Annotated in this window: 9 protein-coding genes and 2 pseudogenes; 8 read left to right on the top strand and 3 right to left on the bottom strand. The window is 65.3% G+C overall.

Going from position 1 to position 12,609, the window contains the following annotated elements:
* Positions 1-112: 112 nt before the first annotated feature.
* The 6 genes and pseudogenes from RE429_RS11905 to RE429_RS11880 all read left to right on the top strand — a co-directional run bounded on the left by RE429_RS11905 (position 113) and on the right by RE429_RS11880 (position 5,602).
* Positions 113-1,234 carry an ABC-type transport auxiliary lipoprotein family protein gene (locus RE429_RS11905; RefSeq protein ID WP_414470982.1) on the top strand — a complete coding sequence of 374 codons (1,122 nt, stop codon included), beginning with the start codon at positions 113-115 and terminating at the stop codon, positions 1,232-1,234.
* A 150-nt stretch (positions 1,235-1,384) separates the two neighbouring features.
* On the top strand, positions 1,385-2,425 hold the full coding sequence (locus RE429_RS11900) for an IS30 family transposase (protein ID WP_414470981.1): 1,041 nt from the start codon (positions 1,385-1,387) through the stop codon (positions 2,423-2,425).
* 129 nt (positions 2,426-2,554) lie between these two features.
* Positions 2,555-3,199 (top strand): annotated as a pseudogene (locus tag RE429_RS11895) (ISNCY family transposase); the annotation flags it as partial.
* 505 nt (positions 3,200-3,704) lie between these two features.
* Positions 3,705-3,965 carry a type II toxin-antitoxin system ParD family antitoxin gene (locus RE429_RS11890; RefSeq protein WP_414470980.1) on the top strand — a complete coding sequence of 87 codons (261 nt, stop codon included), beginning with the start codon at positions 3,705-3,707 and terminating at the stop codon, positions 3,963-3,965.
* On the top strand, positions 3,962-4,378 hold the full coding sequence (locus RE429_RS11885; protein WP_414470979.1) for a type II toxin-antitoxin system RelE/ParE family toxin: 417 nt from the start codon (positions 3,962-3,964) through the stop codon (positions 4,376-4,378). Before RE429_RS11890 ends, RE429_RS11885 begins: the two co-directional genes overlap by 4 nt.
* Before the next feature lie 193 nt (positions 4,379-4,571).
* Positions 4,572-5,602 (top strand): annotated as a pseudogene (locus RE429_RS11880) (IS110 family transposase).
* Positions 5,603-6,533: 931 nt separating this feature from the next.
* Here RE429_RS11880 and RE429_RS11875 read toward each other — a convergent pair.
* From RE429_RS11875 to RE429_RS11865, 3 genes are all read right to left on the bottom strand, one after another.
* Complete coding sequence (locus tag RE429_RS11875) at positions 6,534-7,085, bottom strand: pyridoxamine 5'-phosphate oxidase family protein (RefSeq protein WP_414470978.1); 552 nt, start codon at positions 7,083-7,085, stop codon at positions 6,534-6,536.
* 68 nt (positions 7,086-7,153) lie between these two features.
* Positions 7,154-8,227 carry an NAD(P)-dependent alcohol dehydrogenase gene (locus tag RE429_RS11870; RefSeq protein WP_414470977.1) on the bottom strand — a complete coding sequence of 358 codons (1,074 nt, stop codon included), beginning with the start codon at positions 8,225-8,227 and terminating at the stop codon, positions 7,154-7,156.
* An 89-nt stretch (positions 8,228-8,316) separates the two neighbouring features.
* On the bottom strand, positions 8,317-9,159 hold the full coding sequence (locus RE429_RS11865) for a universal stress protein (RefSeq protein ID WP_414470976.1): 843 nt from the start codon (positions 9,157-9,159) through the stop codon (positions 8,317-8,319).
* A gap of 342 nt (positions 9,160-9,501) precedes the next feature.
* Here RE429_RS11865 and RE429_RS11860 point away from each other — a divergent pair, with 342 nt between their 5' ends.
* Together RE429_RS11860 and RE429_RS11855 are read left to right on the top strand one after the other, a co-directional pair.
* Entirely contained in the window at positions 9,502-10,263 is a 762-nt protein-coding gene (locus tag RE429_RS11860) for an ABC transporter ATP-binding protein (RefSeq protein WP_414474179.1), read from the top strand.
* On the top strand, positions 10,260-12,608 hold the full coding sequence (locus tag RE429_RS11855) for an ABC transporter permease (protein WP_414470975.1): 2,349 nt from the start codon (positions 10,260-10,262) through the stop codon (positions 12,606-12,608). The genes RE429_RS11860 and RE429_RS11855 overlap by 4 nt, the downstream gene beginning before the upstream one ends.
* Position 12,609: the final 1 nt, after the last annotated feature.

Raw genomic sequence — 12,609 nt, 5'->3', positions numbered from 1 at the left:
AGGCCCATTTAAGGAAGGAGCATCGGATCTGTCCCAAAAATGCAGGTCCACTTTTGGGTCCGATGCTCTAGGCGACATTCGATAGCCTCCCGGGGGCCGTGAAGGCGGGATCATGGAGACGACGGCGCGATATTCTCTCATCGGGCTCTTCACGCTCTGCGTCATCGCGGCGGGATTCGCTTTCGCGTACTGGCTTCGTGCCTCAGGAGGGTTCGGCGAGCGGGATACCTATCGGATCGTCTTCGAGAGCCCTGTCACGGGGGTGCTGCCAGGATCACAGGTTCTGTTCAACGGAATTACGGCCGGGGCGGTCACCGAGCTTCGGCTCAATCCGGACGATCCGCACCAGGTGATCGCCACGGTCGCCATCGACCCCAAAACGCCCGTCCGGGCCGATACTCAGGTCGGCCTCGCGTCCCAGGGGCTCATGAGCCCGCCGTCCATCGCCTTGCAGGGTGGTACTGCCACGGCGCCGCGTCCCACCGCCACGGACGGTGCGCCCATGCTCAAGGCGGATCCGGCCGCGAGCCAGGATCTGAGCCAGGCGGCGCGGGAAGCCCTGCATCGCATCGACACTCTCATCGCCGACAATGCGGAGCCGCTGCATGGCACGCTTGCCAATCTCCAGACGTTCTCGGAGGTGCTCGCGCGCAACTCGGACCGCATCGACGGGATCCTGGAGGCTCTGGAGCGCCTGGGCGGCGGAGGCCAGCCGAAGACACCGGCCGTGCTCTATGACCTGACGGCCCCGGTTGCCATCTCGCCACCGGACAAGGCTCCGCACGGACAAATCGTCGTTCCGGAGCCGACCGCGCTCGCCCTGTTCGAGACCCAGAAAATCCTCACGCGGCCCCAGACCGACGAAAGCGTTGCGCTGGACGCGCAGTGGGGCGACAGCCTGCCGAAGCTCCTGCAGGCGAAGGTCGTTCAGAGCTTCGAGAACGCGAATTATCCGCAATCGGTATCGTTCCCAACGGAAGGATTGACCGCCGACTACCAGCTGCTGATCGACATTCGCAGCTTCCAGCTGGAGCTGCTCCCGGAGCCGAGCGCCGATGTGGAGTTCTCGGCCAAGATCCTGTCCGCGGACGGACGGATCGTCGGGGCACGCATCGTGCATGCCAGCGTTCCGGTCAAGGGGACCGATGCCGCGACCGCGGCAGCGGGCCTGAACGACGCCTTCGGGAAGGCCGCGTCCGAACTGGTGCTCTGGGTGACGAACATCCTCGGGTAGGCCGTTCCGATGGCAGGGTGACGCGGTCCGGTACCGCCAACATCGTCAAGTTCCATAATATATCTTATGCGAATCCCAGATGTAGGCGGGTGGATTCTAATCTGAAGTGCGAAAGGCGTTACAGAGTAATGCTTCGCACGAGGACCTTGGATGAATCCACCCTACACTCACCTGAGCCTGGATGAGCGCCGCGAACTGTTTCGACTGCGCTCCGCCAAGATCCCAATGCGGGTCATTGCCCAACGTCTGAACCGCCATCCTTCAACGCTCTATCGTGAGATCAGGCGGAATTGGTTTCAGGATGAGGAGCCGCTGTACCGCGGCTACTTTCATGTCGCCGCCCACGCGATGGCGCACGGCCGGCGCGCTCGCCTGGGCAAGCTTGCCCGCCAGCCGGCTTTGGCCGCCTATGTGGTCGAGCGGCTGCAGGCCGCTTGGTCTCCAGAGCAGATTGCCGGGCGGTTGCAGATCGAGCCTGAAGGCCCGGGCAGCGTCACGCACGAGACGATCTATGCGTTCGTCTACAGCCCGCATGGCAAGGCTCTTGGGCTGTTCCGGCATCTGCCCATGGCCCGCCACCGCCGCCGAACCCGATACGCCCGCAAGCCGCGAGGCCTCACCATTCCGCTTGAGAACACCATCGAGCTGCGTCCGCCTGAAATTGGCGCACGCACGAGCTTTGGGCATTGGGAGGGCGACCTGATCGCGTTCCGACAGGACTTCGGCAAGGCCAACTTGACCTCACTGGTCGAGCGTCAGAGCCGCTACACGATCCTGACCCGCAATCCGGACCGGAATGCAACGGGAGTGGTGGCAGGGGTGATTGGCAAGCTGAAGGCCCTGCCCGCCTTGGCCCGGCAATCAGTGACCTTCGATCGTGGTACTGAATTCGCCCGCTACCCGCTGCTCAAGAGCAAGCTCGGGATGGACAGCTACTTCTGCAAGCCGCAGGCCCCCTGGCAGAAAGGCACGGTCGAGAACACCAATGGCCGGGTTCGACGCTTTCTGTCACGGGATACGGACATTGCCGCTTTGCCTGAGGAGGCTCTGCTTGAGATCTGCGATCGGCTCAATTCGACCCCGCGCAAATGCTTGGGCTATCGCATGCCCAAAGAGGTTCTGATGACCTCATTGGATTCGGGGCTGCCGAGGCCGTGCAACCCTGACCAGCCCCGCCCCGGCAGCCCCTGACCGACAGTGGCCCCATGACACTTCAACCGTCGCACTTCGGCTTGATTCCACAGCGCAAAGTTAAAATGTCCCACCGTGGCAAACTAGGAATGTCACACTCCCCTGAACGGACGTGCATGGGAGTATGGCATGGGCTGGGTGGAGATGAGCGAACGAGAACTTCGCCGCGCTGAGGTGCTGGCATCGGTTTTTGCAGGCCGCCTAACGATGACCGCGGCGGCCGGTCTCATGGGCGTCACCCGGCGCCAGGCGCATCGGCTCGCCCGCCAGTTTGCCGAGCATGGTGCGGCCGGTCTGCGGCACCGGGCCCGCGGACGGCCGTCCAATCGACGGCTGGGGCCGCATGTCCGGCAGTTGCCCATCGCCTACGTCACAGAGAATTACCGCGACTTTGGACCGACCTTCGCATGCCAGATGCTTCTGGAGCGCCACGACCTGAGGGTCTCGCGGGAGACGCTGCGCACATGGATGCGCGAGGAAGGCCTCTGGTTGTCGCGCAAGCAGCGGCGTCAGCTGCATCAGCCGCGTTTGCGCCGCGATCATTTTGGCGAGTTGGTGCAGATCGACGGCAGCGAGCACCGCTGGTTCGAGGATCGTGGCCCGCGATGCACGCTGATCGTCTTCATCGATGACGCCACCAGCCGGTTGGTGGCGCTGCGGTTTGTCCCATCCGAAAGCGCTTTGGCGTATTTCGAGACGTTGAAGAGCTATCTGATCAGCCACGGGCGGCCCCTCGCCTTCTATTCCGCCAAACACGCGATCTTTCGAAGCGCGTGAAGGGACACACGCTCTTGAGGGCGCCGCAATCACGCGCCTCCGCACGGGCGGCACCATGACGATGTTGGCCCTCCGGCTGGGGTTCCGCTATCCTCCCCCTGCCCGCGGCCGCCGTGACCATGCCGGCACCTGATGAAAACCGACGGCGCCCGACATCGACAAGCAGATCGCATCGCTTCACGGGTGTCCTCCCGAATGTCTTGTAGCGGAAGGAGACGTAGCAAGGGCCGTGCCAGCCCTCACCCACGATGGACTACCTGGGGAAAGCACGGTCACGCAACGGCGGGTCGCATTCGGAAATCCGCACATCGGACCGATCGGTGTCCGAAAGTCCGGACACGGAGACCTCGGAAAGTGCCCGGTGGCCGACGGTCACGGTGCGTCGGTCGGAGGATCCTTGGGAGCGGATCGCACCTGGAGGCCCACGTCTTGGCAAGAATAGTACGTTGTTGGCAAATTTTGCCATAAATGCTAAAGGTAGGCATATGCATGGAGAATCCACATGCCCACCATGAACATCAGTCTTCCGGCCAACCTCGCAACCTTCGTGGAGCGGGAGGTTGAGACCGGAGGCTACTCCTCACAGAGCGAAGTTGTCCGGGACGCTCTCCGCTTGCTCCATCGCGAGAAGGCGGCTGAGCAGGAGAAAATGGAAATCCTCCGACGCGCGGTTGCGGTCGGGATCGAGGACTGGAAGCACGGTCGAGTGGACGAACGCCCCATCGAGGACATCCTGGACGAGATCGACAGGAATGATCCGTGACCGCCTATCGCATCACTGAGACGGCGAAAGCCGACTTTGCGAAGGTCCTTCGCGAAACCAGGGAACAGTTCGGAGCACCCCAGCGAGAGGTTTACCGCCGCCTGATCACGCAAGGGGTGAAGATGGTCGCGGCTGATCCCGAGCGCGGCAGTTCGTGGGACCGGGGAACCATCCTGCCCGGCCTGCGGGCGTTCCACCTCGAGCATGCGGCCGGGCGGCGCGGAGCGGCGGCCCACATGCTCTATTATGCCGTGGAGCGCAGTTCGGGCGGTGCGGCACGGGTCATCATTCTGCGTCTTCTGCATGAATGCATGGAGCCGAGGCTGCATATCGCCCGCAGCCCCATGGGTCCGCCGCCTCAGTCGACCGAGCCGGAAGATGAGCAACAGGGAGACGCCTTCAAGCCCAAGTGACGGCAGTTCGGGACGCAAGGTCTCGGATGCCGCATGGTGTCCGGCTCAGTCGGCTGATCGTCCCTTACCGGCCTCCTAGATGCCGTAATGGGCCTGCCGCTCACGAGGTAGCGGAACGGGTGGCTGTCCCTCAGAGTGATGTGTGTTGAACCGGGGTCCGAGTGATCGGCCCCAAGCATCATGAGGGACAGCCATGGACTACTATGCTGGAATTGACGTGTCTTTGGAACTCAGCAGCGTCTGCATCCTCGATGCCTCCGGGCAGATCATCCGCGAGGCGAAGGTCGCCAGTGAGCCTGAGGCGCTCGCTACCTTCCTCGCCAGCCTGGACCTGCCACTCACCCGCGTCGGCCTGGAGGCCGGGCCGCTCTCGCAGTGGCTGCATGCCGGCCTTCTGCACGCCGGGTTCGAGGTCGTGCTGCTGGAGACCCGGCATGTGAAGGCGGCGCTCTCGGCCATGATCGTCAAGACCGACCGGCGCGATGCCCGCGGCATCGCCCAGCTGCTGCGCATGGGCTGGTTCCGGCCCGTCCACTGCAAGTCGCCGCCGGCGCAGGAGGTCCGGGCCCTGCTCATGGCCCGCAAGCAGCTGCAGGCCAAGATGCGCGATATCGACTCAGCCTGCGTGGGTTGTTGCGCGGCTTCGGCCTGAAGATCGGCGCGATCAGCAAGGGCCAGTTCGCCACGCGGGTGCGCACCCTCACGGCAGGTCATGAGATGCTGGAGAAGATCGCCGAGGCCATGTTACGGGCCCGAGAGGCTCTGCAGACGGAGTTTGCCCGGTCGCATCGCGCCATGCTGGCGATCGCCCGGGAGAACGAGGTCTGCCGGCGGTTGATGAGCGTGCCAGGCGTCGGAGCGCTGATTGCAGTCACCTTCACCTCCGCGGTGGACGATCCCGAGCGCTTCTCGCGCTCGCGGGCGGTGGGAGCGCACTTTGGCCTGACCCCTAAGAAGTATCAGTCAGGCGAGACGGATATCACGGGAGCGGTGAGCCGGGTGGGTGACCCGATGGTGCGCACGGCGCTGTATGAGGGCGCCCACATCCTGCTGACGCGGGCCGTGCGCTTCTCGGCGCTCAAGCGCTGGGCGCTCGAGGTGGCCAAGCGGCGCGGCATGCGGCGGGCCAAGGTGGCGCTGGCCCGGAAACTTGCGGTCATTCTGCATCGCATCTGGATCGACGGCACCACCTTCCGCTGGAGCCGGCAGGGTGTTGCCGCATAGGAGGAGCAAGCATTCGGAACAGGGCGGCTCTCGTCCTGTTCCCCTGAGGTCCCGTCGCCGGGACGATGGAGGCGGTCAAGCCGTAAGTAGTGCCGTGAGCACCCATCGGGTGGAACACGCGTCCTAGATGGGCTGACCGCATCCTCTCTGATGGCATGGTGGGGCGGCCTCGCGCCGACCCCGAACAGAAGCAAGACTTCGGCGACAGGACTATCACTCAGGGGATTGACACCAAACGGCCCATTACAGAAGCACTACTTTGGCACTCCCATCGTTGGGCCCAGCGTGAAGCAGGCTCGAATGCAGCCACTTAAATTTCCAGACACCCTCTATCCCTCCGTTCTCGCCTGTCTCCCCCGGTGAGGATCATGGATCCGGGGACGGCCGTGCTGATGCCCGAACATCGGCCAAAACCTCCATTCTTGTCTGAGGCTTAGGTCCAATCGTTCGACCAATGAACAAGATGGATCAGTTTGAAGGGAAGGTGCTGCGAACCCAAATCACGTTCGACGAAATCGCTCAAAAACCAATCGAATCCGATTTCTTATTTTCCGGTGTTTCGGGCATCGCCCAGACCGTTATCAATCGAAATTCGCAAAGGCTTCCATGCGCTGTCGGATGTGTCTCTTCCGCCCGGAATTGACCAAGTCTGCGTCTATGGTGGGGATGCCCGTTGAAAGATGATACCCGTTGCCGCCATGATCGGCGACCGGTTCGCTTACCGCATCATTCACGCTCGCGACGTGATCGCGTTTCAGCCTTAGGCCGCCCGGGGCGAGCCGTTTGGTGTATCTCCCGCGACGCGGCGGCCTTCGCTGCGGCGGGGACGCGCTTACCACGGCAAGTCTGGTACGGGCCCCGTTGAGGGACTTCCTCTTCCGGAGCCAATCGGCGCCACGGCCTTACGGTCCCGGCCGGACCCGTGTCATCGTTATCGGGTGGTCGTCCGGGTCCACGCCGGCGGATCGCTCGCCGGGAAGGACTCCTCATCGGCCTCCTCGACGACATCCAGAGCTTCCTTCGAAGCGTCGGCAACGCTGACGAGTTCGGTGTGTCCAAAGCCCTTGGAGTAGTCGAGCACCGAGATGACGGTCGGCGTCACGCGGAAGATGCGCACCTCTTCTGGACTTGGCATCGGTCCTGGCAGGGAGGTCTGCTCCGGGTACTTCCCGATCAGCAACTGCATCACCCTGCCCGCCTCGGCCGGGTCGGTTACCGCCTGCGCATGCCCCGCCATGGACAGGCCGGCGATTGCCATGATGTCCGACGTGTCATGGTCAATCGTCAGGGACACCCGGTCATCCCGCGCCAGATTTCTGGCTTTCTGGCTGTCCAGGCCGCACAGGAAGTAGAGGGTGAGGCCCTCGCTGGCATAGCCGACGGTCGTTGCCTGCGGCCAGCCATCCGGTCTCAGGGTAGCAACCGTCATGATCCGATGCCGGTCCAACAGCGTCAGGATCGTCTGTCTGATGTCCTCGTCCATCTGTCGCCTCCGATTTATCGGACGCACGAGCCCCAAAAGCGCTTGGCTGAGATCGAGCCGGCCGTGCGCTAAGGCTTGATCGCCACTTTCAGAACCCCGTCGCGCTGATGACTGAACAGGTCGTACGCCTCCTCGATCCGGTCGAGTGTGAACCGGTGCGTCACGAGCGGACGGGTGTCGACCCGCCCCGATGCGACCGCTCCGATGAGACGCCGCATGCGCTCCTTGCCGCCCGGGCAGAGAGTCGTCCGGATCGTATGGTCGCCGAGCCCGGCCAGGAAGCCGTCGAGCGGAATCTTGAGGTCGCTCGAATAGACGCCGAGAGACGACAGCGTCCCGCCGGGACGGAGCACGCGCAGAGCGGCCTCGAAGGTCTCCTGGCGCCCGAGCGCCTCGATCGAGACATCGACCCCTCGCCCATCGGTGAGACGCCTGATTTCCTCGACAGGATCGGCCTTCGTGAAGTCGACCACGTGGTCGGCGCCCATGCGGCGCGACACCTCCATGCGCGCGGGCACGCTTTCGACGGCAATGATCGTCGTCGCGCCCATCAGCCGGGCGCCTGCGGTGGCGCAGAGCCCGATCGGACCCTGGGCGAAGACGGCCACCGTATCGCCGATGCGAATGCGCCCGCTCTCCGCTCCGGAAAAGCCGGTCGACAGGATGTCCGGGCACATGAGCACCTGTTCGTCGGTCAGCTCATCCGGCACCGGGGCAAGGTTCGCCATGGCATCGGGAACCCGCACGTACTCGGCCTGGCATCCGTCGATGGTGTTGCCGAACTTCCAGCCCCCCATCGGCTTCCAGCCGTGCTTCGTGCCCGCCCCATCCTGCGAATGGCAGCCGCACAGGCAGGCCTCGCTGTGCCCGCTCGGGGTGATCGCACCGGCAATGACGCGCTGGCCTTCCCGGTACCCCTGCACCGCTGAGCCGAGCTTCTCGATCACGCCGACGGGTTCGTGGCCGATGGTGAGGCCGCGGGCCACCGGATACTCACCCTTGAGAATGTGCACGTCCGTGCCGCAGATCGTGGTGGTGGTGATCCGGATGAGAGCGTCGAGCGGCCCGATATCCGGGATCGGCTTCTCGTCGAGAACGATCCGTCCGGGCTCGACGAAAATGGCGACTTTCATCCTGGGCATGGTCGTCCTCCTGCGTCCTGTGTCTGTGCGCCATGAAAATGCTTGACTTCCACTCCGATCTCCCGACGTGGCTTGAGAGCCTCTTGGCCTCAATAGGCCATGAACAACGGCACTGGGCTTTGTCTCAGCAGAGATTGGGTCACGCCGCCGAACACCAGCTCGCGCAGCCGGGAGTGGACATAGCCTCCCATCACGATCATGTCGGCACGGGTCAGGGAGGCATGGTTGCGCAACGTCTCGGCCACGTCGCCCTCCAGGGCTGGCAAGGCCTGGACAATCACGTTGACACCGTGGCGGGTCAGATGCGGCGCGATGTCGGCCCCGGTGACAGTGGCGGGGAGCTCCTTCTCCCCCATCACGGCGACCACCTCCACGGTTTCCGCCGCCCGCAGGAACGGCAGAGCATCGGCGGCGGCCCGGGCCGCCCGTCCGCTGCCATCCCAGGCAAGAATGATGCGGCGGGCGCGGAACGCATCCTGCCCTGGCGGGACGACCAGGAGCGGTCGCCCGCTGTCCATCAGCAGGGCGTCGATCAGGCCCCGGTCGGGCGCGAGGGTTTCGGCCTCGGCGTCGATGACGGTGAGGTCATGCAGGCGCGCCTGTGTCCTGAACCCCGCCAGCAGTTCCGGATAGCTGAGATGCGGGCTCTCGACGGAGCAGGCTATCCCCGCTGCCGCGGCATCGGCCTGCGCGCTGCGGGCGGTCGCTTGGGCAAGAGCATGAAGGCGCCGGTTCTCCTCGTGCACGAGGCCGGCCACGACCTTGCTGATCCCGGCACTCGACAGGTCCAGCTTGACGGAGACGGCCTGCACCGTGGCGTGAGCGCCCGCCTGCTGCGCGAGCGAAAGGCCGTAGCCCAGGGCGGACGAGGTCTCGTCTGGGCCGAACTCCTTCGTCAGGCCGATCAGAATGCTCTTGATATTCTCGATCATGTCGTCCCTCCCGCCCAGGCCCAAGAAACAGACCATTGCAGCAATGGTGGACGGATTTGCGACAGACGCCTTGATCTCCCGCAACCCTTCAACGCGATATGAGTGTTCGCCGCTCCCCAAGGCGGGCAGGATCACGACGATCGGCTGGATTACCCTGTGCAGCTGTTGCAGCGACGGAACGGATACGGTGGCATCATAGCCTCCGGATGGACCGGATCCATCACCTCGATCGACGGAGGGCCTGGACCTGAGACCCCTCGACGCCGCTTGCGCCTGCTCAAGGGGTCTGGCACGTCTTGGGGGCATGAGAAGAACGAGTGAGGAGGTGCCCGGGTGGACCCGATGCCCGTCTCCATCACCGAGGACCCGTCGATCAGCGAAGCGGCACTGTCACGCGCGCCGGCTCCGGTTTTCGTCGCCCGTGGCCTGTGCAAGACCTACGGCTCGGGCGAGGCCATCGTCTATGCCCTGCGCGATGTGGATCTCGACATCGACCAGGGCGAGTTCGTGGTCCTGCTCGGCCCCTCCGGCTCGGGGAAGTCGACGCTTCTCAACATCCTCGGCGGGCTCGATGCGCCTACCTCGGGCAAGGCCACCTGGCGCGATCACGAGCTCACCGGCGCCTCCGAGGCGCAGCTGACCGAGTACCGCCGCGAGCACGTCGGCTTCGTGTTCCAGTTCTACAACCTGATCCCCAGCCTCACCGTGCGCGAAAACGTGCAACTCGTCGCCGAGATCGCCGACAACCCGATGAGACCCGAGGAGGCTCTCGCGTTGGTTGGCCTGAGCCACCGGCTCGATCACTTCCCCTCCCAGCTCTCCGGCGGCGAGCAGCAGCGGGTTGCCGTCGCCCGCGCCATCGTCAAGCGCCCCGACGCCCTGCTCTGCGACGAACCCACCGGGGCGCTCGACGTCGAGACGGGAAAGCTGGTGCTCGCCGCCATCGCCCGGGCCAATGAGGAGGTCGGCGCCACCACCATCGTCATCACCCACAACACCGCCATTGCCGGCATGGCCCATCGCGTCCTGCGCCTCAGCGGCGGGCGCATCGTCGGCATCGACGTCAACCCGCGTCGCCTCCCGCCCGAGGAGCTGACCTGGTGAGCGTTCTCGACCGCAAGGTGCTGCGCGACCTCCGGAGCCTGCGAGGCCAGGTCTTCACCATCGCCCTCCTCGTGGCGACTGGCGTGACCGTGCTGGTGGGCTCGGTCAGCACCTTTGTATCGCTTCTGACCACCGAAGAGACCTACTACCGGGAGAGCCGGTTCGCAGATGTCTGGGCTGACGTGAAGCGGGCACCGAAGAGCCTGCTCGCCACCCTGTCCGAGATCCCGGGAGCCGCGCTCGTCGAGGCTCGCGTCGTCAAGGACGTTCGCGTGGACTGGCCGCAATCCGACCTCTCGGTGGCGGGCCGCGTCATCTCGATCCCGGCGGATGGGCAACCCCAGCTCAATCAGCTTCACCTGGTCAAGGGACGCTGGATCGACCAGCTCCGGCGGGACGAGGTCCTCGTCAATGTCGGCTTCGCGGAGACATGGGCCGTCGCTCCTGGCGATCCTATCGAGGTCATCCTCAACGGACGCCTCCAGACGTTCCGTGTGGCGGGCATCGTCCATTCGCCCGAGTTCATCTATGCCTCACGTCCCGGCAACCCGCTGCCGGACGACCGGACCTTCGTGGTGCTCTGGGCGGGCGAGGATGCCGTCGCCGCGGCCTTCGACATGGAGGGCGCCTTCAACAACCTGGCCGTGTCGCTCGCACCCGGCGCGTCTGCCGCCGCCGTCATGGCGGCACTGGACGACCGGCTCGATCCCTATGGCGCACCCGGAGCCTATGAGCGCCGCGATCAGCCGTCCCACCGTTTCCTGTCCGACGAGCTCGCAGAGCAGCGGACGCTCGCGATCACGGTCCCGGTGGTGTTCTTCGGCATCGCGGCCTTCCTGCTCAACGTGGTGCTCGGCCGGCTCGTGGAGGCGCAGCGCGAGCAGATCGCGGCCCTCAAGGCACTGGGCTTCCCGAGGCTTCCCATCGGCCTGCACTACGTGAAGTTCGTCGCCGCGATCTGTGCCCTCGGGTCCCTCGCCGGTGTCGCCGTCGGAATCTGGTACGGTCACGGCATGCTCAACAACTACCGCCCGTTCTTCCGCTTCCCGGAGCTGGTCTACACGTTCCCGCCATGGCTGCCCGTGGTGGCGCTCGCGGTGAGCTTCGGGGCGGCGGTGACCGGCGTCCTTGCCTCCGTGCGCCGGGTTCTGAGCCTCACGCCGGCCGAGGCGATGCGCCCGCCGGCGCCCGCCGCCTTCAGCCGAGCCCTGGCGGGGGGACGGCTGCGGCCCGGCGCCAAGATGATCCTGCGGGGCATCGTCGGACGCCCGCTTCGCTCCCTTCTGACCATTGTCGGGCAGGCCTTCGCGGTGCCGATGATCGTGCTCGGCCTGTTCTGGTGGGATGCCCTCGACCACATGGTCGCGGTGCAGTTCGACGGCATCGAGCGGGGCGACGCTTTCGTGACGTTCACGGACCCGGTGTCCGGCCGGGCGGTCCGCGAGATCGGGCACATTCCGGGGATCCTTGCCGTCGAGGGACAGCGGATCGTCCCGGTCCGTCTGCGGGCCAGGCACCGCACCTACCGGATCGGACTGACCGGCTTGGCCGAGGGATCGGAACTGCGGGTGCCACGCGACAGCAGCCTGGCCGCCCTTCCCTTACCCAGCGACGGCGTGATGATCAGCACCGGGTTGGCCGACAGGCTGGGCGTCGGGATCGGCTCGGCCCTGACGATCGAGGTTCTCGAAGGCGAGAGGCCGGTCCGCCGGCTCCCGGTGGTGGCCCTCGTCGACGAGATGCTCGGCTACAGCGCCTACATGGAGATCGGCAGCCTCAACCGCTTCATGCGCGAAGGGGACCTTGTCTCCCATGCGGCGCTGCGGATCGACCCGGCCCTTGCCCCCGAGGTGTCGCGACACTTGTCCGGGTATCCACGCGTCGTTTCCACGTCCGTGAAGGCCGTCTGGCTGCGCGTGTTCGACGAGAAGATCGCCGGGATGATCGTGATCTCCGCCGTCGTGCTCACGGTCTTCGGCCTCATCATCGCGGTCGGCGTGGTCTACAACAGCGCCAGGATCGCGTTGCAGGAGCGTGCCTGGGAACTCGCCAGCCTGCGGATCCTGGGCTTCAGCCGGGCCGAGGTGTCCCGCATCCTGCTGGCCGAACTCGGGATCGAGATGCTGGTCGCCATCCCGCTCGGGCTTGCCATGGCACAGGGCATCGTCGGGCTCCTGCTCGGGCTGCGTGACACCGAGACCTTTCGGATCCCGCCGGTGATCAGCACGGCGACGTTCGCGACCGCCGCCCTTGCCGTCGTGGCTGCCGGGGTGGGCTGTGCCCTGCTGGTGCGCCGCCGAATCGACCGGCTCGACCTCGTCGCCGTCCTCAAGACGCGAGACTGAC

This window comes from Microvirga sp. M2, assembly GCF_047497095.1.
Taxonomy (GTDB): Bacteria; Pseudomonadota; Alphaproteobacteria; order Rhizobiales; family Beijerinckiaceae; genus Microvirga.
Note: the sequence above shows the minus strand (reverse complement) of the source record. Positions and strands in the feature narration are given on the sequence as shown.

Bases quoted from the DNA above. Each gene is read 5' to 3' on its own strand.
- RE429_RS11905 (WP_414470982.1), top strand. From the start codon at position 113: ATGGAGACGACGGCGCGATATTCTCTCATCGGGCTCTTCACGCTCTGC.
- RE429_RS11900 (WP_414470981.1), top strand. From the start codon at position 1,385: ATGAATCCACCCTACACTCACCTGAGCCTGGATGAGCGCCGCGAACTG.
- RE429_RS11890 (WP_414470980.1), top strand. From the start codon at position 3,705: ATGCCCACCATGAACATCAGTCTTCCGGCCAACCTCGCAACCTTCGTG.
- RE429_RS11875 (WP_414470978.1), bottom strand. From the start codon at position 7,085: ATGGACGAGGACATCAGACAGACGATCCTGACGCTGTTGGACCGGCAT.
- RE429_RS11870 (WP_414470977.1), bottom strand. From the start codon at position 8,227: ATGCCCAGGATGAAAGTCGCCATTTTCGTCGAGCCCGGACGGATCGTT.
- RE429_RS11865 (WP_414470976.1), bottom strand. From the start codon at position 9,159: ATGATCGAGAATATCAAGAGCATTCTGATCGGCCTGACGAAGGAGTTC.
- RE429_RS11860 (WP_414474179.1), top strand. From the start codon at position 9,502: ATGCCCGTCTCCATCACCGAGGACCCGTCGATCAGCGAAGCGGCACTG.